This window comes from Cohnella thermotolerans DSM 17683 (genome assembly GCF_000429825.1).
Lineage (GTDB): Bacteria > Bacillota > Bacilli > Paenibacillales > Paenibacillaceae > Cohnella > Cohnella thermotolerans.
In genome coordinates, this window is sequence record NZ_AUCP01000001.1 from 506,316 (window position 1) to 527,852 (window position 21,537).

The following is a 21,537-nucleotide window of genomic DNA, read 5'->3' on the forward strand; positions in this document are numbered from 1 at the left end:
GGGGATGCCTCAGCGGGCGAATCCGCTGCAGCTTCAATCGGCCGCCGCATGATGGGCCGCTTGCTCCTCCACCCAGCGGACGACCTCGTCCAGCCCTTCGCCGCCGAACAGATTGGTGAACAGGAACGGCTTGTCGCCCCGCATGCGGCGGGAATCGTCCTCCATCACCTGCAAGCTCGCGCCGACGAACGGCGCCAAATCGATCTTGTTAATGCGCTCGATCGGCAGGCACCCCGAATCGGCCAGAATGCGGGCGTCTTCCTTCGTATAAATATCGTTCGTAATGACCGCCAGATTCAGCCGCTCCTTGAGCGCGGCCGAGATGCGCTCGACCAGCTTCGTCTTGCCCGAGCCGACCGGCCTGCCGATGCCGATGCGCAGCGGCCGTCCGCCCTCGAACGCGGGCGCTTCCCATTCCGGATGCTCGTGGTCGTGGTCGAGCCGGTGGTACCGAACGCCCTCGCGTTCGATATGATAATGCCGATGATGGGCGTGCCCGTGTGCTCTGTTCATCAGCCGCTCGTGCCGAATCATCGCCATCTCCGCGAGCGGCATCGCCCCGTACGCGTCCTCCGGGTCCATGTCCTTGACCGCGCTCCATGCTTCCTCCATGACCGGGAACGATCCCGCAACCAGCCGCTGCGCCTCGTTCTGACCGACGGACATGAGCCGCAGCGCGGCATTCACACAGGTGGAAGCGCAAGCGTACAAGTATCCTTCCGCCGCGCGGTCCAGCGGAACGTTCAGCCGGCGGCAGATCGTTCCGAACACGAGCGGATGGGTGCCGAGCGCCCGGCCTTCGCGAATGTCCGCCGACAAATCGGCGAGCGGCAAGTCCGGGAACAGCGAAGGGGCCACCCGAAGCAGGCGGCGGCCCGTCTTCTCCATGCCGTCGCGCGTCTCGGCTCCGAGCCGCTGGAAGTGGACCATGCGCTCGATGCGGTAAAAAAACGGCAAATCCCGACAACAAAACGGGCAACCCGCCTTCCCGGCCCATCGTCTAATAGGTAACTTCCGGGAGAGGGGAACCCGAATCCATGATCGATCCGAAAAAACGCCTTCCCATGCTTTCAGCCTCGCTTGCGCTCGTTCTGATGTCCGGCTGCGCCGGGAACGGAGCGGCCTCGCCCGGCCGGTCCGCCATTCCGTCCGGCCCTTCCGCGCCGCCCGCCGCATCCGCCGCCGCTTCGTCGCCGTCTTCGCCTTCGCCGTACGCGACGGCTCCGGGCGGCACCGCGCCGCCCGCCGCGTCTTCCGCACCGCCTTCGGCCGAAGTCCCGTCGCCATCGCCATCGCCGACCCCGCAAGCCGTCGAATACAAAGGGCCGGTGGAGCATCTCTTTTTCCACCCGCTCGTCGCCTTCCCCGAATTGGCGTTCGACGGGGACCGCATCTCCCAAGGCTACGACGACTGGTTCGTCACCGTGCCGGAATTCAAGAAGATGCTGGACGAATTGTATAAACGCAATTACATTCTCGTAAACTTGACCTCGCTCTACCGGACGGAGACCGAGAACGGCAAAACCGTCGCCAAGCCGCAGAAGCTGATGCTTCCCCCGGGCAAGAAGCCGTTCGTCCTGTCCGTGGACGACATCAACTACTACGATTACATGCGCGAGAACGGCAACGCCTGGCGCCTCGTCCCCGACACGGACGGCAGCGTCACCGCCTGGGCGCGCACGCCGGACGGCGAGGAGAAGACGTCGCGCGACTGGGAGCTCGTGCCGATCGTCGACGATTTCGTCAAGGCGCATCCCGACTTCTCCTGGGAGGGAGCGAAAGGCGTGCTGGCGCTCACCGGCTACCAGGGCGTGCTCGGCTACCGGACCCGGCCGGACAGTCCGACTTACGAAGCCGACAAGAAGGCGGCGTTGGATGTAATCGCCAGACTCAAGAAGGACGGCTGGCTGTTCGCTTCCCACAGCTGGGGGCATGTGGACGTCCGGGAGGTGTCGCTCGCGCGGCTCAAGCAAGATACGGAGAAGTGGGAGCGCGAAGTCGAGCCGCTGACCGGGCCGACCGACATTTTCATCTATCCGTACGGCAGCCGCGTCCCGGACAACGACCCCAAGTTCGCCTATTTGCGCTCGCAAGGGTTCGACGTCTTCTGCTCGGTCGGGCCGAGTCCCTATAAAATATTCAAGGACGGCACGCTCCAGATGGACCGGCGCCATATCGACGGCGTCGCCCTGCGCACGCAGCGCGGACGGCTTGATCCGCTGTTCGGCGATACGCCGCTGCTCGATCCGGCCCGGGACGGCAAGGCAGGGTGATTTCTAGGAAGAGGCAACAACTTTATAGCGGAAAAGCCTCCGTTTATGATAGACTTGTTCTTATATGAGCAAGCGTAACACCACGAATGGAGGGTCTATCCATGGCCGCGAAGAGAATGCGATCCGATATGATCAAGAGAGGGTTCGACCGCGCTCCGCACCGCAGTCTGCTGCGCGCGGCGGGCGTTAAAGAGGAGGATTTCGACAAACCGTTTATCGCCGTTTGCAACTCGTACCTGGACATCGTTCCGGGCCACGTTCACCTGCAGGAATTCGGCAAGCTCGTCAAAGAAGCGATCCGCGAAGCGGGCGGCGTCCCGTTCGAGTTCAATACGATCGGCGTCGACGACGGCATCGCGATGGGCCACATCGGCATGCGGTACTCGCTCGCCAGCCGCGAGATCATCGCCGACTCCGTCGAGACGATGGTGAACGCCCACTGGTTCGACGGCATGGTGTGCATCCCGAACTGCGACAAGATCACCCCGGGCATGATGATGGCCGCGCTGCGCATCAACATCCCGACGATTTTCGTCAGCGGGGGCCCGATGAAGGCCGGACGCACGAAGGACGGCCGCGCCATCTCGCTGACGTCCGTCTTCGAAGGCGTCGGCGCCTACATGAGCGGCAAGATCGACGAGCAAAGCCTGACCGAGCTCGAGCAGTACGGCTGCCCGACGTGCGGCTCCTGCTCCGGCATGTTCACCGCCAACTCGATGAACTGCCTCGCCGAAGTGCTCGGCCTCGCGCTGCCCGGCAACGGCACGATTCTCGCCGTCGATCCCGCGCGCCGCGAATTCGTCAAGCAATCCGCCCGCCAGCTTATGGAGCTGATCAAGCTGGATCTGAAGCCGCGCGACATCGTAACGAGAGATTCGATCGACAACGCGTTCGCGCTCGACATGGCGATGGGCGGCTCCACGAATACCGTGCTGCATACGCTCGCGCTTGCGAACGAAGCGGGCATCGACTACCCGATCGAGCGCATCAACGAAGTCGCGAAGCGCGTGCCTTACCTGGCGAAGCTCGCCCCGGCATCCGATCACCATATCGAGGATTTGCACGCGGCGGGCGGCGTCAGCGCCATCATTCATGAATTGTTCAAGAAGGAAGGCGCCCTGAAGGGCGACGTCATGACCGTCACGGGCAAGACGCTCCGCGAGAACGTGGAAGGCTGCGAAATTTTGAACAAGGAAGTCATCCGTCCGATCGACAACCCGCATTCCCCGGAAGGCGGCCTGTCCGTTCTGTTCGGCAACCTGGCGCCGGGCGGCTCCATCATCAAGGTCGGCGCGGTCGACAAGTCCGTCGGCGGCTACCACCGCGGTCCGGCCATCTGCTTCGACTCGCAGGACGAAGCGCTGAAGGGCCTTGCGGAAGGCAAAGTAAAGGAAGGCCACGTCGTCGTCATCCGCTACGAAGGGCCGAAGGGCGGCCCCGGCATGCCGGAGATGCTCGCCCCGACGTCGCAAATCGTCGGCATGGGCCTCGGCACCAAGGTCGGCCTGATCACCGACGGCCGGTTCTCCGGCGCGTCTCGCGGCATCTCGATCGGCCATATCTCGCCGGAAGCGGCGGAGGGCGGCCCGATCGCGTTCGTCCGGGACGGCGACATGATCGAGCTGGACATGAACAATCGCACGATCACGCTCGAAGTGAGCGACGAGGAGCTGGAACGCCGCCGCGCCGAATGGAAAGGCTTCGAGCCGAAAATCAAACGCGGCTATCTCGCTCGTTACTCCGCGCTCGTCACGAACGCGAGCAAGGGCGGCGTCATGAAAATCTAAGCTTTCCGAGCATGCCAAGACCGGAGCGCTTCAAGCGTCCGGTCTTTGTTGCATCCGGCGAGCGGAAGGAGGCCGTTATGCCGCACGACGAATCGTATACGACGGAAGAAGTCGCATCGCTGCTGAAAATATCCAAGCTGAAGGTGTACGACCTGATCAAGAAGGGCGAGCTTCCCTCCTATCGCGTCGGCAAGCAAATGCGCGTCGACGCTTCGGACCTGGAAGCCTACAAGCGCATGTCGCGGGGAGGCGCCGGCTTGGCCGCGCCCGCGCCCGCAGCGTCCGCTACCGCAGCGTCCGCTACCGCAGCGTCCGCTCCCGCTGCGGCAGCGCTCACGCCCGCGCCGCGGCCCTCCGCCGAAGCGCCGGCTCCGGATCGCCGCCTCGTCATCACCGGCCAGGACAGCTGCCTCGACCTGCTCGCGAAGCATCTGGACCGTCCGGGCGGCGGCTTGCGGCCGCTTCGCTCGTACGCGGGCAGCCTGGACAGCCTGATCGCGATGTACCGGGGCGAAGCCGACATCGTCAGCACCCATCTGCTCGACGGAGACAGCGGGGAATATAACCTTCCCTACATTCGCAAAATATTGTCGGGATTTCCTTATATCGTCGTTCATCTCGTGGCCCGCACGGCGGGACTTTACGTGGCCAAGGGAAATCCGAAGCGGATTCGGGGCTGGGCGGATCTCCGCCGGGACGACCTGCGGATCGTCAACCGGGAGATCGGCTCGGGAGCGCGCGTGCTGCTGGACGAGCAGCTGCGGCGGCACGGCATTCGGCCGGGCCGGGTGCGCGGCTACGATCAGGTGCAGACGAATCATCTGGCGGTCGCGGGGAAAGTCGCAGGCGGGGAAGCCGACGTCGGCGTCGGCATCGAGAAGGCGGCCAACTTCGTCGGAACGGTCGAGTTTATCCCGCTCATTCAGGAGAGCCTGGACCTGGTCATGCTGAGGAAGCCGGAGAACGAGAGCTGGATCGCGGCCGTGCTGAACATTTTAAAATCGGACGCGTACCAAAGCGAGCTCCGCTCGCTTCACGGCTACGATTTGTCCCGCACCGGAACCGTCTTGTACGAAAACGAAGGTTAAAACGCCGCGGCGTCCCGACCTCCTCATCCCCGGCTCGAAAAGCGGTTCGCGAGCAGCAGCATGCCGAACGCGATTGCCGTCATCACCGCCGCCCAGGCCCAGGCGAGCGCCATATTCCCGCCGTCCGTCGCCACGTAGATGGCCGTGGGGATCGTCTGGGTCCGGCCGGGAATGTTGCCGGCGATCATAATCGTCGCGCCGAATTCGCCCAGCCCTCTCGCGTAGCCGAGAATAAACCCGGCGATAAGCGAGCGGCTCGCGAGCGGAGCCGTGACGAAGCGGAACACTTGCCATTCGCTTGCGCCGGACACTCTCGCGGCGTCCTCCAATTGCCGGTCCACTTCCTCGAAGCCGGTCTTCATCGTCCGATACGCGAGCGGAAACGCGACGACGACCGCCGCGACGACCGCCGCGATCCACGAGAAGACGATCGGGCCCCCGGCCAGCTTCTCGTACGCGTAGCCGATCCAGCTCCGGCGCCCGAGCGCCGTCAGCAGCGCGAAGCCGACGACGGTCGGCGGCAGCACGAGCGGCAGCAGCAGAACGACCTCGACGGCGCTATGCCCCGGAAACCGCCGGCGGGCCATCCACCGGGCGGCGGCGGTTGCCAGCGCGAAGACCGCGACGCCCGCGACGGCGGATACTTTGATCGACAGCCATACCGGCGTCCAGAAATCGTTCCAATCCACGTTAAGGCCCATGCGCCCTCTCCTTCACTCTGTCCGTTACGGAAGCTGAAAGCCGTATTTTTGGAACACGCCGGCCGCTTCCTGCCCCTTCAAGTAATCGTAAAAAGCTTCGGCTTCCTTGGCATGCTTCGACCCGCTCAGAACGCCTGCCGGATACACAATCGGCTCGTGCAGATCGTCCGGAACGGCCAGGGCCACCCGCACCTTGTCCGACGTATTCGCGTCGGTCCGGTAGACAAAGCCCGCTTCGGCGTTGCCGGTCTCCACGTAGGAGAGCACCTGCCGCACGTCCTTGGCGAACACCAGCTTGCTTCCGAGCTCGTCCGCCAAAGCGCTCTTGTCCAGCGCTTCCTGGGCATAAGCGCCCGCCGGCACGCTTTCGGGTTGGCCGATCGCGATTTTGCTTATCGAATCGCTCGCCAGATCCTGCAGCGACTCCGCCTTGAGCCCGGAATCGGCCGGCACGACGACGACCAGCTCGTTCCGCAGCAGCGTTGCGGAATCCGCGACAAGCCCTTCCTTCTTGAGCGCGTCCATCTGCTTCGCTCCCGCGGAGAAGAACAGATCGGCCGGCGCGCCCTGCTCGATCTGCTTCTGCAGCGTTCCCGAAGAGCCGTAATTGAAGACAAGGTCGACGTCCGAATGGTTGCGCTCGTAATCGGCCGCAATTTCCTCCAGGCTGTCCTTCAAGCTCGCGGCGGCCGATACCAATATTTCCGTTTTGGCTTTCGCCGGTTCGTTCCCGCCCGACCCGCAAGCCGCGAGCGACACAACTGCCGCAAGAGCCGCCGGCAGCGCCCACGCCATCCGGAACGCGCGCCCTCCGGGAGGCCGTTTCCCTTTCTTCGTTCTCTCCATCTGCAGCTCCAACTCCATCTCCTCACCCCATCATTTATAATGAATTTTATTTATTTTAGCATAAACAGCAAATATTCAACCATTAATTTCATCTATTTCATTCTATTTTGTTATATTTAATTATATTTAGTTCTAAATTTCGTTCGAAGGCAAGTCACCCTTGGAAAATAAAAAGCCCCCCGTCCGATCGGACGAGGGGAGGAGTGCCTAACTTATTCAGGACAGCGACTCGAACGCCATTTCTTCGCGCATGCCGGCATCCGCCGCATCGTCCGCTTCGCGCGCGGCTGCCGCCGCCGACTCCTGCTTGGCCTCCGCCTCCTGGGCTTCGGCTTCGGCTTCGGCTGCGGAAGGCTTCGCCCAGCCGTTCAACGTCTCGCGGCCCATCACGATGATTCGCGGCTCCAGCTTGTCGCTGTGCTTGCTGATTTTCCGGCTGCCGTCGGGATGAATGATGCGCATGAGCAGCTTAAGATACCAATTGGTCGCCTTCGCGAACAGGCCCTTCGGAAGCGCGAACGTGTCGAAGCCGAGATTTTCCGCGCCTTGGTTGACCATCGAGACGCCGTATATCGCTTTAACCTCGCCGGATTGCGGAATCGCATTTAATTCCCGCGCCACATCGGGGAGCGTCGCCTTCACTTCGCGGATCAGCCTAATGGCGATCTGAATGGCGGATTTGGAGCGCGTGCCGATGGCCATCATCGTGGCGTTGTCGAAATGCAACTCTGCCACCCGGTCGCCGCGGCGCAGGCGGCTCCCGTCCCTTAACGTCAGCTCGGGGCCGGAATACTTGACGATGCGGTAATACATGAAGGAGCCGTCGCCGATCGGACGAAGGCGAAACGTCACATGGAACAGCTTCTCCCACAGCATCCAGAGCGAGACGACGAGCCGTTTGAACGGCCCCGCCCTCCGGGGTGCGGAACGGGCTCCGGATGCCTCGCCACCGGCGGCCGCAGCGCCTTGCTTCTTGGCTTTGCGAAGCGCCCGGTTCTCCTCGGTAATCGCCATGAGCTCGCCGATGCCGACGAACGCCAGCTTCCGTTCCCGCGCTTCCCGCAAAAGGCGCTCCAGAGCCTGGATCGTATGGGCCGGAGCCTCGGGGTCCGCGCCAAACGTGTCGCCTCGGTCGTGCAGCAGGAACACTTGCCCCGGCGCGAGCCGGTCCCGCATTTTCCGGTACAGCTTGTCGACGCCGACCTTCTCCTTCCAATCGCCGAACATCGACGTCCACAGCACGATCTGCATATGCCGCAATTGCGCGAAGTCGAACACGTTGACGATGCCCCACGGAGGTCGGTAGTAGATCGGACGAACGCCCGTAATCCCTTCTATAATGTCCGAAGTCCGCTGAACCTGCCGTTTGACCGTCCGCGGACTCATCATCCAGTTGCTGCGATGAACGTAATTATGAATGCCTATCGTATGGCCTTCCTCGTGCATGCGAAGGATGATCTCCGGATGCTTCTCCGCATGGGCGCCGACGACGAAGAAAGTCGCCTTGGCTTCATACTTCCGCAGAAGATCGAGCAGTTGCGGCGTATACACCGGGTCGGGCCCGTCGTCGAACGTTAGCGCAATCTCCCGTTTGGCAAGGCCGCGCCGAAAAGCGCGAAACCCGAACGCCCGGCTGACGAATCCCGGAATAAACGCGTAAAAAGTCAAAAAATAAAAAAGCCACCAGAGGATTCTGTCCATGCCTTCCCCACCATTTAACATGCTGTATTAGAATTTCGCACAGTCTATTCTTGTATTATTTTATCATACGCTCCGGAAAAAAAGGCAGGTTTGCGGGCATTCTTTTTTGGGATCGTGTACAATAAGGGAAATATGGGCAAGTCTACTATTTGCGCAGGAGTGAATTTCCGGAACATGATCACCTTGTATAAAAAGTATTGGCGGACCGCGTTCGACATCGGCGTCATCGCGCTGACCGTATGGCTCGTCATGTTCATCATCAGTTATTTATACAAAATCGCCACGCCGGTTTTTCTGTCGTTTGTCATCTTTCTGTGCATCGAGCCGCTCGCCAAAAGACTGAACAAAATCGGGCTGCGCAAATCGATCGCTTCCGGCATCAGCGTGCTTCTGTTCGTCATCGTCGTGCTGGCCATTCTGACCGGCCTTGGATTTATATTTTATTCGCAGATCGAGCAATTATCCCACAAGCTTCCGGATTATCAGAAATCGTTGACCGACCAGGTGGCGGCGGTGACCGAAGAATGGAAGAAGCATTCCGACAAGCTGCCCGCCAACCTGACCGAGAAGACGAAGGAAGCCGTCGATTGGATCACCCAAAAAGGAACCGCACTGGCGACTTCGTTCCTGAATTGGCTCATCTCGTTCATCACGTCGTTCTCGTCCTTCGTCGTCAACTTCTCGATCGCGCTCATTCTCGCCTACTTTCTGAGCGTAGAGTTCGACATGTGGCAGAGGCTTGCGAACGAGCGGTCGCCGAAGACGATCAAAGCCGCCTTCGAATTTCTGCGGACGAACGTGTTCAAAGGAATCGGCGCTTATTTCAAAGCGCAGGCGAAGCTCGTCAGCGTGACGTTCGCGGTCATCTTCGTCGCGCTGCTGCTGCTGGGCGTCAACAACGCCTTCGCGATCGCGCTGCTCGCCGGCGTCTTCGACGTGCTTCCGCTGCTCGGCGTCAGCACGCTGTTCATCCCGTGGATCATTTACCTGTTCATCTTCGGCAATACCGCGCTGGCGCTATGGCTGACGGGTCTGCTGCTGTTCGTGACGCTGACGAGACAATTTCTGGAGCCGCGCATTACCGGCCAAACCGTCGGCGTCTCCGCGTTTACGATGCTTGCCTTTATGATGGTGTCTCTCTCCCTGTTCGGCGTTGTCGGCTTGATTTTGGCGCCGATTCTGATGATCCTGCTCAAGGCGTTGTACGACCAGGGCTATCTGCAGCAATGGATCCGGCTCCCGAAGGAGGAGTTCGCCGTCTCGCCCCTCGCCCCTCAGCAGGCGGAAGGCCCCTCGTTTATCGAGTCGCTGGAACGGATGAAGCCCGATCCCGCTTCTCCCGGCGAAGCGGACAAGCCGCAAGCCTAAAACATAAGCAAAGCCCGCCTTCATTTTCCCGAGGCGGGCTTTGCTTGTTTTTGCTTCTCCAGCAGGCGAAGCGAATCCATAATATCGCCGAACACGGCGGCGGCGCGGTTGCGCAAGCCGGCCGGCTGGTTCTCGATGAGCACGGCGACGGCGTACCGGGCCGGCTCCTCCTTGCCCGCCGGGCCGTAACCGACGAACCAGTGATCGTTGCGCTTCGGCGCGCCGTCGCCGAGCTCGGCCGTGCCGGATTTGCCGGCGAGCGGCCATTTCGCGTCCTCCAGCGCACGGGCGGCGGTTCCTTCGGCGACAACCGCCTTCATCGCTTTGCGCAACGCGCCGGCCGTCTCCGGGCGGATGCTTCCGAACACCGATGGCGACGCCTGCGTCGGCAGCTTCGCCATCAGCCCCCCGTCCGCGTAGCGGATTTCGCTGGCGATCCGGGGGGCGAGCACGCGGCCGCCGTGCAGCAGCGTAACGGCCAGGTTGGCCGCCTGCAGCGGCGTCATCCGGACGTCTCGCTGCCCGATGCCGGTGCCGGTCCGAACGCCGCCGTCCCCCCCTTTCTTCACGTCCTTGAACACCGTTCCCGCCTCTTCCTCGAGGAACAGCCTAAGCGGCTTCCCGTCGAAGAAGGAATCGGCGTGCCAGCCGATCTGACGGCCGATGCCGAGCTTGTCCGCCGTCTGCTGCAGCGCTTGCGGGTGAAGCCGCTCGGCCAGGGCGGCGAACACGACGTTGCACGACTCCGCATAGGCCTGTGTAAGCGTCAGGACGCCATGGCCGCCGTCAAGCCAGCAATGAAGGCCGTAGCGCCCGTATTCCCCTTGGCAGTGGAACCGCTCGTCCGCATCCGTTACGCCCGCTTCCAGCGCGGCGGCCAGCGTCACCGTTTTGAACACGGAGCCGGGCGGAACGGCGACCAGCGCATGGTTGCGCTCGTCCGTCGCCGGAGCGCCGATCCGATCGGGCCGGAAGGCGGGGAGCGAGGCCATCGCGAGGATGTCGGCGTTGGCCGCATCGAGGACGACGACGGCGCCTTCCTTCACCCCGTGCTTGGCAAGCGTTTGCTCGACGGCACGCTGGACGTCCAAGTCCAGCGTCGTTTTCACCTGCAGCGGATAATGCGGGTTATCCGGAGCCGTCACGCGGAGACCGAGGCCTTGCAACGGCCGCCGGGCGGCATCCGTCAGCTGGATCGCCTCCGTCCGGCCGATCCCTTTGAGAAGCCGGTCCAGCGAGAGCTCGAGGCCCGCGCCGCCAGTTTTGTCCGTCACGGCCATCGCATGCGACGCCAACTCTTTCCCGTACACTTGGCGCAGCCGCTCGGGATTTTCGGAGACGAACCCGAGCGCATGGAGAGGGGCGACCGGCATCCCCTCCGGATACCGGTTCCGGTACGGCAGCACTGCGATCCCGCTCAGATTCAGCCCGCGCACCTCTTCCGCTTCCTCGTCGGTCAGGCTTCGCGCTTGCTCCTTGCCGGCGTCCCGCCAGACGTCCGCCGTCCGGAGCTCCTTCAGCCACTTCTCCAAGCCGGCAGGGTCGGCGCGCAAAATTTCGGCCAACCGGGCGATCGACCGCTCCGTTCCCCGCGGCATCCCCGGCTCGGGAAAAACCGCCAGCGCCCACACCGTCTCCCCGGTCAGCTTGCGCCCGTTCCGGTCGACAAACTGGCCCCTTCCGCTATCCAGCACCAGGTTGTCCGAGCGCTGCAGAACGGCCCGCTGCCCGACCGCCGCCTCCTTGTCCGGGTGCCCGGCGCCGAGAAGTTGCACCCACGCCATCCGCAAGAGCAAAATGCCGAACGCGATCCCCAGCGTGAACGCAACGCGGAACAGGCGCCTCCTTTTCTCGAAACCCACGACCAGCCCTCTTTTCGTTTCATCCGTTACTGGTCATTTTATCCAATGCCGCCGCCTTCAAACGCTTCTCGAAAAAGACGAAAAAAGCCTGCCATTCTCCCGAATGACAAGCCTCTTCCGCGTGCCGGATCAACCGGCGAAGTGGCGCTGGTACCAGTTCGCCGCCGCCTGAACTTCTCCGCCGGACAACCGATGCCCGAACGACTCCCAGTGGACGGTCACGGAGGCGCCGGCGCCTTCCAGCAGCGATTGCAGCTCCTCCGTCTCCGCCCGGGAGCAGAGCGGATCGTTCGTTCCCGCGCCGATAAAAACGGGGGTGCTCGCAAGATCCGGCAGCGCGATGCCCCGGCGCGGCACCATCGGATGGTGCAAAATCGCTCCGCAGAGCGCGTCCTTGCAATGGAACAGCAAGCTGGCGGCGATGTTCGCCCCGTTGGAGAAGCCGACGGCGACAAGCCGGCTCCGGTCGAAGCCATATTGCTCCGCGGCCGTGTCGAGGAATCGGTTCAGCTCCCCGGTGCGAAGCACCAAGTCTTCCTCGTCGAAGACGCCTTCCGCGAGCCTCCGAAAAAACCGGGGCATGCCGTTCTCCAGTACGTTCCCTCGAACGCCCAGATAGGAGGCGTCCGGCGCAATCGCTTCGGCAAGCGGGATCAAGTCCCGCTCGTTGCCCCCCGTCCCGTGCAGCAGCAGCAGCGTCGGCGCGGAAACGTTCGTTCCTTGGCGGAAAACATGTTTCATTTCCGTTCCCCCTCCAGACTGCGGACTTCGATCGGCAGCAGATTCCGCTCGATCAGCTCGCGATGCTTCTCGTACCATTCGGGCAGCATCAGCTTTTCGCCCAGCGACTCGAAGGGCTCGTCGACGTCGAATCCCGGCGTGTCGGTCGCGATCTCGAACAGAATGCCGCCTTGTTCCCTGAAGTAAACGGCGTGGAAATATTGGCGGTCCACAATCGGCGTCGGCTGCAGCCCGCTCCGCGCCACGAGCTCGCGCCAGCGTTCGTGATCCTCGTCGTCCTTGGCGCGCCAGGCGATATGGTGCACCGTTCCCGCTCCTCCGGCCCCCCACGGAACAGGCTGGGCGTTGATATCGATCACGTTCCCGATGTCCCCCGCCGCGCGGAACCGGACGAGACCGTCTTCCTCGGCGATTGGCTCCAGACCGAGCACGTGCCGCAGCACGTTCATCGTTTTGTCGGGCGCAATGCTGTAAAGCAGCGCTCCTCCGAATCCTTTGATCGCCTTGTCCGCGGGAACGCCTCCGAACGACCATTCGCTCTTTGGCCCTTCTTCGCGCTCGACGATCTCAAGCTGCAGTCCATCCGGGTCCTTGAACCGCAGGAACGTCTCGCCGAACCTCGACGAGCGCTCGGTCGGGACGCCGAATTTTGCCAGCCGGCTCTCCCAGAACGAGAGCGTGCCGGCCGGCACGGCGTAAACCGTGTACCCGACCTGCCCGCCGCCCACTTTGCCGACCCGGCTGCCGGGCGCCGGGAAGAAAGTGACGGCCGTTCCCGGGCTGCCGATTTGATTGCCGAAGTAGAGATGGTACACTTCAGGTGCGTCGAAGTTGATCGTCTTCTTTACCAACCGCAAGCCAAGCACGCCCGCATAAAAGTCGACATTGCCCTGCGGATCCCGAACGAACGAAGTAATATGATGAATGCCCGCCGTCTTTTGAGTCATTTGCGCCGCCTCCGATACCATTATCTTTAATTTAAGATATTATGGCCGGCAAAGTTCAAGTTAAGCCAGCCGATTCGGACAATTAATTTGAATTTTAATATCTTAAATATGAGATAATTATATACCTTGATCTCCATTTAAGCAATTCTTGTCGCTCCCCTCGCCGGGCAGTTTCGCCTTCATTACGAGGCCCGTGCCACTATCCCTTTTCATCAGGCTTGGCTTCGCTGTCCGCAATCGTTCCGCCGCTTCCGCCTTCCTTTCGGGCCTCCTCCCACTATCCCTTCCACTCAGTCGCGGCAAATCCTCCATCGCCATTCGCCGGTTCAATATCGATCCCTTTTTCTCGACCCATCCCACTATCCCCTTCCATCAGGCCTCACTTCCCGCAACCGTTCCATCGCTTTCGCCTTCCTTTCGCACCTCATCCGCTATGCCGATGTTCGCCGGTTCGGCATCCATCATTTTTCCCGGCCCCTGCCGCTATCCCTTTTATCCATTCGCCTTTTCGAAGTTCATCTTCTTCCAAATGTCTTGCCGAATTGTTGACGCTATCCCTCTTTATCAGGTGCGGCTTCATCCTCCCGGTCCTGATTCGGAGGGATAATGGGATGCGTCGCCAGAACGCGCAACTATCGCTTCTGAAGCAAGGGGATAGTGGGATCATCCCCGTAAGAAAGTAAAGTCTTACCGCCACCCTGCGGTTAAAATCAATCTGGTCCTGATCCGGGGGGATAATGGGATGCGCCGCCAGAACGCGCAACTATCGCATTCTGAAGCAACGGGATAGTGGGACGGTCTGCAGCAAGCGCGCAAAGGTCTGCTATGAGGCCGAACCTCACCAACGGCTTCACGGCGAAAAAAATACGCCCTCTCCGGCGTGTAGACGCCGGAAAGAGCGCAGCGGCTTGATATCGCGGCTTTCTAGTTCAGCCGCCCTCTGTGTTAGCCTACCGTGAAACGAGACAGCGACTCGCGAAGCTGGTTGGACACCGCCTCCAGACGGTTCGACAGCTCGACTAGCCCTTCGCTTACGCTAAGCTGCTCGTTGCTGAGCGAAGCGACTTGCTCGGAGGTAGCCGAAGCTTCCTGGGCGACCGCGCTGACGTTCGTCATCGCAAGCGAGAGCGTCGCTTGGGCTTCCTCGAGCTGGTTGACCGCTCCCGTCGCGGATTCGAGCCGCTCCGCGAAGCTGGTCATATGGTTTTGAACGTTGTGGAAAATTTGATTCGCGTCGCGAACGGATTCGATCTGCTCCCGGAAGAGCGGATAGGCGTCGGACAGCACCGATACCGTCTCGTCGATTTCGCGATGGATCGTCGTGACGACTTCCCCGACCACGCCGATGGAATGCCTCGATTGGTCCGCGAGCTTCCGGATCTCGTCGGCGACGACCATAAATCCTTTGCCCGCCGCTCCGGCGCGCGCCGCTTCGATCGTCGCGTTCAGCGACAGAATGTTCGTCTGCTTCGTCAGATTGCCCAGAACGTCGAGAATTTTGCGGATCGAGCCTGTGCTTTCCTTCAGCTTGTCGACCTTCTCGACCATGGAGCGGGTCATCTCTTCGGTCTGTCCCGTCTTGTCCATCAGGCCGGCCATGTATTCGGTCCCTTTGCGGCTCGCGTCCTGAACTTCCGCTGCGGAATTGCCCATCTCGATGTTGGCCGAGATGACCGATTGCACCTGAAGGCCGATATGGTTCGTCATTTCGCTTCCGCGTTCGGACTCGACGGCCAGATTGGTCGCCCCGCTCGCAATCTCCTCGGTCGCAACGGCGATTTCCTTGGCGGCCGTCGCCGTCTTGCGCGATGCATCGGACAAGGAAGACGCGGTAGCCAGCACCTCCGCCGCCGATTCGGTCGTCTTCATGACGAGTCCCGTAATTTGCTCCATCATCCGGTTGAAGCTCTCGGCGACCTGCCCGATCTCGTCCTTGCGCTTGATCGTGGAACGAACGGTCAGATTGCCCTTCTCGCCCTCGTTCATCAGCGTCCGCAATTGGCCGAGCGGCCGTCCGATCGAGAGCAGAACGACCAGACCGATCAACGCGGCGATCAGCGCGGAAATGATGACCATCACCCACGTCAGCAAGCTGATCGATTTGGCTCCGTCAACGAGAATCGACACCGGTATATTACCGATCACGGACCAGTTGCCGGCGCTCGTCGTCGCACCGACGGACAGCGTCTTCGTTCCGCCCACGGAGATCGTCGTCGATCCGTCTTCTCCTGGCAGCTTATAACCGTAAGACGCGCCGAGCTCCTTCTCGTCTGAGGAATAAACGACCGTGCCATCGGGCGACACGATATACGCCTCGCTGCCTTTGCCGAAGTTGACCGTACTGAGCACATCTTGAATGGCCTTCAAATTGATCTCGATGACGAGCAAATAGGGATGCTCGTCGCGCCCGACGTTAAGCAAAGCGCGGCCGACGGCGATCGTCGGATAGGTCATTTGACCCGAAATGCCGGTCTTCATCGTCGGAACCCAGACGACTTTCCCGGCCGCATCGACCATCGTCTTCACGAACGCCGGCGTATTGTCCTTCAAGTTCGGCAGTCCTCCGGAGCTCGAAGCGCCGATGGCGTCTTGCGACGGATCGGACGGCAGCAAGTAGATGCCCGCAATCATGCTGTCGGACAGCATGATCGACGAAAGCTTCGTATTGATGCTGCGCTGGCTGTCGAACTTCTCGTAATCGTCCGTCGTCGTCAAACTCGTGTTCAGCAGCGACATGAATTCCTGATCCGACAAAAACTCCATCGTCTTCCGCTCGTAGCTGCTGAGCATCAGATCGATCCGGCCCGCGGTTTGAATCGCCGTCTCGCGGCTCGAATCCGTTACTTTCTGCTGAATGACGGATTTCGATTTGCTATATGAAAATAGTCCCAGCGAGACGACGCAAACCAAGATCCCGCAGAAAATGAGAATGAACAGCTTCATTCCTACAGACCTAATCGGGTTCTCCAGTTTCGTCTGTTTCAGCTGCCCGCTGACCCGCCTGGCGAATCCGCCTACGCCTTCAGTCCCTTTCTTCCAGTTTACGGCATTCATCCGATCACGCCACGTTGTTTTCTTCATCTGGTGCTACCCCTCCGGCTCGTAGTGACGAATTAAAGCATAAAAAAGACTTGTCGGACGCGACTCCGAAGCAAGATCATTGCCTTCTTTTGGCAATGTCTTACTTTATCAGAGTAAATTCGACAAGTCGAGAAAGAATCCTTTTTATCGAGTACCTTTTTTCTTTTTTGGAATATGTTCCAAATTTATTTGGAAAGTTCTACAATATCTTTTTGCGCATAAGGTCCCACTGGACTACGGGACGTTCGGTCCGGATCCGGATCGTTTGAAGAGGATGCCGGGCCGCATCGAGACGATTGCCCTGTTCGTCAAACAAGTCCCCGAGCCGCTGCCGGAAGCTCCTGCCGCCCGGGCCGAAAAACTCCACTTCCATGCCGGGCTTGAAAGGGCTTCTCTGCTGCACGACGGCCATCCCCGAAGCTTCGTCGTAGCCGGTGACGACGGCGGCGAAATCATACGGAGCCGGCTTCTCCTCGGGTTCGTAAATATGCTCGGCCGCTCCGGGAACGGTATAGAAAAAGCCGGTACTCAGCGGGCGGTTCGCCGCTTTGCCGATCTCGTCGATCCATTCCTGCCGCAGCTCGTATCCGTCCGGATCGGCCATGTAGGCGTCGATCGCCTGGCGGTAGGCGTTCACGACGGAGGCGACGTAATGGACGCTTTTCATCCGTCCTTCGATTTTGAAGCTGTCCACGCCGGCCTCGATCAGGTCCGGAATATGGCGGATCATGCTCAAGTCCTTGCTGCCCATCGTGAACGGATGATCCCCCGGACCCATGACGGAGCGGCCTTCCTGATGGAGATCGTACTTCCAGCGGCACGACTGGCAGCAGCCGCCGCGGTTCGAATCCCGGTCGGTAAAATGGTTGGACAGAACGCAGCGCCCCGACACGGAAGAGCACATCGCGCCATGGATGAACGCTTCGAGCTCGATGTCCACCTTCGACTTGATCTCGACGATCTCCTCCATCGACGTCTCCCTCGCCAGGACGACGCGCGGAAGCCCTTCTTCCTTCCAGAACTTCACGGCCTGCCAGTTCATCGCGGATTGCTGCGTGCTGAGATGAACCTCAAGCCCCGGCGCCACCCGCTGCGCCACCTCGATGACGGCCGGATCGGCGGCGATAATGGCGGCGATCCCCGCCCCCTCCAGCTCGCGAAGATAGTCCGCAAGTCCGGGCAAATCCTCCTGATGCGCGTAAATGTTCGTGGCGACGAACACCTTCGCCCCGTATCGGGAAGCGAATTCGACGCCTTCACGCATCTCCTCGATGCTGAAATTGTCCGCGTTCGAACGCAGACCGTATTTCTGGCCGCCGATGTAGACGGCGTCCGCGCCGTAATGAACGGCGATTTTCAACTTCTCCAGGCTTCCCGCCGGAGCCAACAGCTCCGGCTTGTCCAGCCGGAATCGCTTCCCGGCGCCCCGCCGGACGGGTGCATCCGCTACGGCATGGCTCACGCCGATCCCTCCTTTGAACTCGATGCGCTTGTCCATTAATAGACTTGTTCTTTATAAAGAAAGCCGAAGCTGAGCTCCCGGTCCGGATCCTGCAGCGCCCGAATGTCGTCCAGCCACCGCTCTTCGAACCGGTACGCTTCCGGATTCGCCGCCCACGCGTCCAGGGCGCTTCTGTAGCTGCTAAGCACCGTGATGTTGTAGGCTTCCGGCTTGAGCAGCGGCTCGATATAGAAGCTGTCCACACCGGCGGCGAGCAGATCCGGCAGCGCCTCCAGCAGGCAAATGTCGTCGGCGCTCATGACGTGCGTGCCGTTCCGGTCCTCGAAGATCGGCAGCTTCTCCTCCGGACGCTCCGCTTCGGCGAGATATCGGCCCCGGTCGGCTCCCAAATCGACGATATGGGCTTCCCTGCCGATATGCTCCATATAGCTTTGCAGCAAGTTGCGCTGCGAATAGTAGATATTCGTCATGCCATGCGCCTGCACTTGCACCTCAAGCGTCGTTTGCCGCTTGATATCGGCAATTTCGGCTTCGTTCAGCTCGCGCGCAAGCACCGCGCGAACGGCTCCCTTGCGCCCCCAGAAAGCGGCGGCCGCCGAGTTCGTGCCCGTCATCTCCGCGTTCCAATGCAGCTTGAGCCCGGGAGCGGCTTCCCTTGCGTTCAGGAGAACCGCGGGATCGCCGAAAACGGCCGCATCCGCGCCCGCGTCCGCAATCAGCTTCAAATAGCCGGGCAAATCCGGCAGCTCGGCATTGCGGAACAGCTTGTTCACCGAGACGTAAGCCTTCGCCCCCTTCGCATGCGCGCGGGCAATCGCTTCCCGCATTTCGCCCGCTTCGATATCTCCCGGCAACCGCGCGCCGAATCGGGATTCCCCGATCAGCACGGCGCTTGCCCCTGCTTCGATATAACGTTCCATCTGACCGATCGAGCCTGCCGCAATGAGCAGCTCCGCAGCTTTGTTCACGATTGTCCTTCACCTCCGGAATAACATAACCCGGCGTCGGCCGTCGGGCCGCTCGGCGCGGTCCGGGCGCTCACGCCGGGTCGGATAGGCGGCTTCAGGCGCCTGAGGCGCCCGAAACCGGTTATTGCTTCGCGTTCTTCTCGCTTGCTTGAATGTTTTTCTGATGCTGCTTGTACGTGATGGCGAACAGATGCTGATTGCTTCCGTCCTTCTTTGTCACGTAATACAAGTATTCCGTGTCGGCCGGATAGAGCGCCGCCTCGATCGATTTGAGGCTCGGGCTCGCGATCGGCCCCGGCGGCAAGCCGGTGTGCAAATACGTGTTGTACGGGCTGTCGATCTTCGTATCTTCGGTCGTCAGCTTTTCCTTCTGTTTGCCAAGCACGTATTGGATCGTGGCGTCGATTTGCAGCGGCATTTTCTTGTTCAGCCGATTCTCGATGACGCTCGCGACGATCGGGCGCTCTTCGTCGAGAACGACTTCCCTCTCCACGAGCGACGCGATCGTAAGCAGCTGATGCAAAGTCAGATGCCGCTCCTGCATCGTCGTCTGCCAATCGTCCGGCAGTTGGCTCAGCTTACGGTCCAGCTCGGACACCATCCGATTGATAATATCCTGCTCCGTCGCTCCCTTCCTCAGCTCGTACGTTTCCGGGAACATATAGCCTTCCAGCGGGTAGCGCATATCGGCCGTGTTCGGGATTTGCTTCGTCCAGACGGAGTCCGACACCTGATCCGGCTTCCCGGCGGCTTGCAGGAACTTCTCCTTGTTCACGAAGCCTTCCTTGGCCAGACGGTCCGCGATTTGCTCGACGGTAAAGCCTTCGGGAATCGTGAAGCGGATCGTCGCTGCGGCGACCGTAGCGCCGGCGTTCAGCTTGGCGACGATCTCGTCGCGGGTGATGCCGGGCAGCATGTCGTATTCGCCGGCCTGGAATCTCGAGCCTTCGTTTTTTAGCTTCAGCCACATGCTGAAAAGAAAAGCGTTACGTATAAGGCCCTTTTGCTCCAGCTCTTCCGCCACGCTGTTGGCGCGCATGCCCTTCTCGATCGTGACGCGAACGGGCGTGTCGGAAGCCGGCGTCGGCCGAAGCCCGTTCCATAGGTAGAAAAGGGCGGATGCCGCCGCGATGACGACCAGTCCGAGTGCGATAAAAAACGACCACAAGAGCGGCCTGGGCTTCCTTCGCCGGTAAGAGGCCGAAGGCTCGGCCGGCTCCGCTTGCTCCTCTTCCGCTGCGGAAGATTGGCGCTTGCGGGACGCTTCTTCCGAAGCGGCGGAACGGAATTCCCTCGGGTAGCCGACGTCCGGCGCCCCTTGGCGCGGCGGTACCCGCGGAGGGACCGCTTCGTCCGCTGTCGCCGCGGGCTCCTCGGCGGCAGCGGATTCGGCGCCGGAAGCCCGCTCGCCGGCGCTCCGCTCCCGTTCCGCCTCCGTCTCGCCGTTCCTTCGCTTATGGTCGCCGCCGGCGGCATCCCGATCGTCCGAGTAAATCGATCTCCACCCGATCGGACTGTCGTCGTTCTCTCTGTCCATGCCCTACCTCCTAAGCGCCGCTTCTCGCACAAAAGAGCGGTCTCCCGCTCTTTTGGCCTTAATATCCGTATCCTTGGGCCTGCCTTCGAAGCCGGCAAGCTTAAGGCCTTTCATCGCTTCCGAACAGAAGATCGTCGTAAGCTTCCGCGACGTTCTCCCACTCTTCGTCGTCCTCCACCGTCTCGAGCTGCGGCGAACCCGCTTCGCCGGCGGCGACGCGGAACACCTCGATGTCGCCTTCCTTGCGCATCGCGTCCGATTGCAGCACCGCGTAGCTTCGTCCGTCTACTTCGAGCTCGGCCATAATTTTGTACCGCTGCGGCGCACCGCCGGCTCCGTCCAGCTCCACATAGTCGCCGAACAGGCTTCTCAACGGGCTTCCGGCGCGGCCTGCCTTCTTGGATGCTTCGGTCATCGCTTTCCTCCGTCGCGTGAGACGATTTATTTGCCGATATCCTCGGCTTCATCGATGCCGGCCGCCAGCGTGTTGAACGTCTCTTCGACCATGTCCCACTCTTCCTGATCCTCGATCGGGAACAGCTTGATCTCGTCGTTCTCCTCCTCATAACGGAAGGCGAACACTTCCTGCATTTCGTCCTCGTCTTCAGCCGACACGAGCATCATGTATTTGCGGCCCGTGCCGTCGTCCGGCTCGAATCGCATAATCACCTCGAACGCTTCGTCGTTGCCTTCGTCGTCGGGGATGTATATAATTTCCGCTTCTTCTCCGAGGTTGTTCTCGTCCGTCATCGTCTGTCCCTCATTTCTGGCGGGAATCCAAATAATTTTGCAGCAAAATGGCCGCCGCCATCTTGTCCACAACCTGCTTGCGCTTGCGCCGGCTGACGTCGGCCTCGAGCAGCGTCCGCTGGGCCGACACCGTCGTCAGCCTCTCGTCCCATAAATGGACGGGCAGACCTAGTGTCTGTCTAAGTTCTTCCGCGAATGCCATGCAAATTTCGCCACGCGGGCCGATCGTCCCGTTCATATTCTTCGGCAAGCCGACTACGACGGCTTCCACGCCGTTGTCGCGAACGAGCTCGCGGATTCGCTCCAGGTGGCCGTTCTCCGTCTTCCGCTCGATCACTTCCAAGCCCTGTGCGGTCCAGCCGAAGGCGTCGCTCAGGGCGACGCCGATCCGCTTGTCCCCGTAATCCAGTCCCATTATCCTCATG

At 61.1% G+C, this 21,537-nt stretch carries 18 protein-coding genes and 1 pseudogene; 4 read left to right on the top strand and 15 right to left on the bottom strand.

Going from position 1 to position 21,537, the window contains the following annotated elements:
- Positions 1–33: 33 nt before the first annotated feature.
- Both G485_RS30755 and G485_RS30760 read right to left on the bottom strand, forming a co-directional pair.
- A complete protein-coding gene (locus tag G485_RS30755; protein ID WP_240489046.1) occupies positions 34–381 on the bottom strand; it encodes a GTP-binding protein in 348 nt (115 codons plus the stop codon).
- 258 nt (positions 382–639) lie between these two features.
- A pseudogene (locus tag G485_RS30760) lies at positions 640–957 on the bottom strand (urease accessory protein UreF); the annotation flags it as partial.
- Between the two features lie 80 nt (positions 958–1,037).
- Between G485_RS30760 and G485_RS24835 the strand changes: the two are divergent.
- The 3 genes from G485_RS24835 to G485_RS0102430 all read left to right on the top strand — a co-directional run bounded on the left by G485_RS24835 (position 1,038) and on the right by G485_RS0102430 (position 5,148).
- On the top strand, positions 1,038–2,273 hold the full coding sequence (locus G485_RS24835; RefSeq protein ID WP_051317958.1) for a polysaccharide deacetylase family protein: 1,236 nt from the start codon (positions 1,038–1,040) through the stop codon (positions 2,271–2,273).
- 101 nt (positions 2,274–2,374) lie between these two features.
- Positions 2,375–4,060 carry a dihydroxy-acid dehydratase gene (gene ilvD, locus G485_RS0102425; RefSeq protein ID WP_027091216.1) on the top strand — a complete coding sequence of 562 codons (1,686 nt, stop codon included), beginning with the start codon at positions 2,375–2,377 and terminating at the stop codon, positions 4,058–4,060.
- A gap of 77 nt (positions 4,061–4,137) precedes the next feature.
- A complete protein-coding gene (locus tag G485_RS0102430; protein WP_027091217.1) occupies positions 4,138–5,148 on the top strand; it encodes a substrate-binding domain-containing protein in 1,011 nt (336 codons plus the stop codon).
- Between the two features lie 23 nt (positions 5,149–5,171).
- On the opposite strand, the gene modB is transcribed toward G485_RS0102430, so the two are convergent.
- From modB to G485_RS24840, 3 genes are all read right to left on the bottom strand, one after another.
- Positions 5,172–5,849, bottom strand: coding sequence for a molybdate ABC transporter permease subunit (gene modB / locus G485_RS0102435; protein ID WP_027091218.1), 678 nt, complete (start codon positions 5,847–5,849; stop codon positions 5,172–5,174).
- 24 nt (positions 5,850–5,873) lie between these two features.
- Positions 5,874–6,713, bottom strand: a complete 840-nt coding sequence (gene modA / locus G485_RS0102440) for a molybdate ABC transporter substrate-binding protein (RefSeq protein ID WP_240489038.1) — start codon at positions 6,711–6,713, stop codon at positions 5,874–5,876.
- A gap of 198 nt (positions 6,714–6,911) precedes the next feature.
- Positions 6,912–8,396 carry a polysaccharide deacetylase family protein gene (locus tag G485_RS24840; protein WP_051317959.1) on the bottom strand — a complete coding sequence of 495 codons (1,485 nt, stop codon included), beginning with the start codon at positions 8,394–8,396 and terminating at the stop codon, positions 6,912–6,914.
- Positions 8,397–8,570: 174 nt separating this feature from the next.
- On the opposite strand from G485_RS24840, the gene ytvI reads away from it, so the two are divergent.
- A complete protein-coding gene (gene ytvI / locus G485_RS24845) occupies positions 8,571–9,764 on the top strand; it encodes a sporulation integral membrane protein YtvI (RefSeq protein WP_084423064.1) in 1,194 nt (397 codons plus the stop codon).
- 20 nt (positions 9,765–9,784) lie between these two features.
- Here the strand turns inward: ytvI and G485_RS0102455 are convergent, their stop codons facing one another.
- The 10 genes from G485_RS0102455 to ruvX all read right to left on the bottom strand — a co-directional run bounded on the left by G485_RS0102455 (position 9,785) and on the right by ruvX (position 21,536).
- Entirely contained in the window at positions 9,785–11,626 is a 1,842-nt protein-coding gene (locus tag G485_RS0102455) for a peptidoglycan D,D-transpeptidase FtsI family protein (RefSeq protein WP_035154372.1), read from the bottom strand.
- Positions 11,627–11,755: 129 nt separating this feature from the next.
- On the bottom strand, positions 11,756–12,367 hold the full coding sequence (locus G485_RS0102460; RefSeq protein WP_027091221.1) for an alpha/beta hydrolase: 612 nt from the start codon (positions 12,365–12,367) through the stop codon (positions 11,756–11,758).
- Positions 12,364–13,314 carry a ring-cleaving dioxygenase gene (locus tag G485_RS0102465; protein ID WP_027091222.1) on the bottom strand — a complete coding sequence of 317 codons (951 nt, stop codon included), beginning with the start codon at positions 13,312–13,314 and terminating at the stop codon, positions 12,364–12,366. Before G485_RS0102465 ends, G485_RS0102460 begins: the two co-directional genes overlap by 4 nt.
- Positions 13,315–14,259: 945 nt before the next feature.
- Positions 14,260–16,395 (bottom strand): methyl-accepting chemotaxis protein, encoded by a 2,136-nt coding sequence (locus G485_RS0102480; protein ID WP_240489039.1) that lies wholly within the window; start codon positions 16,393–16,395, stop codon positions 14,260–14,262.
- Positions 16,396–16,594: 199 nt separating this feature from the next.
- Positions 16,595–17,857 carry a peptidase U32 family protein gene (locus G485_RS0102485; RefSeq protein WP_027091225.1) on the bottom strand — a complete coding sequence of 421 codons (1,263 nt, stop codon included), beginning with the start codon at positions 17,855–17,857 and terminating at the stop codon, positions 16,595–16,597.
- Positions 17,858–17,892: 35 nt separating this feature from the next.
- The gene (locus tag G485_RS0102490; RefSeq protein WP_027091226.1) at positions 17,893–18,825 is read right to left on the bottom strand and encodes a peptidase U32 family protein; all 933 of its coding nucleotides are present in this window, start codon (positions 18,823–18,825) and stop codon (positions 17,893–17,895) included.
- 121 nt (positions 18,826–18,946) lie between these two features.
- On the bottom strand, positions 18,947–20,362 hold the full coding sequence (gene mltG / locus G485_RS0102495) for an endolytic transglycosylase MltG (protein WP_084423066.1): 1,416 nt from the start codon (positions 20,360–20,362) through the stop codon (positions 18,947–18,949).
- Positions 20,363–20,462: 100 nt separating this feature from the next.
- Complete coding sequence (locus G485_RS0102500; RefSeq protein WP_027091228.1) at positions 20,463–20,777, bottom strand: DUF1292 domain-containing protein; 315 nt, start codon at positions 20,775–20,777, stop codon at positions 20,463–20,465.
- Between the two features lie 26 nt (positions 20,778–20,803).
- On the bottom strand, positions 20,804–21,112 hold the full coding sequence (locus tag G485_RS0102505) for a DUF1292 domain-containing protein (RefSeq protein WP_027091229.1): 309 nt from the start codon (positions 21,110–21,112) through the stop codon (positions 20,804–20,806).
- Between the two features lie 10 nt (positions 21,113–21,122).
- Positions 21,123–21,536 carry a Holliday junction resolvase RuvX gene (ruvX, locus tag G485_RS0102510; protein ID WP_027091230.1) on the bottom strand — a complete coding sequence of 138 codons (414 nt, stop codon included), beginning with the start codon at positions 21,534–21,536 and terminating at the stop codon, positions 21,123–21,125.
- Between the last annotated feature and the right edge of the window lies 1 nt (position 21,537).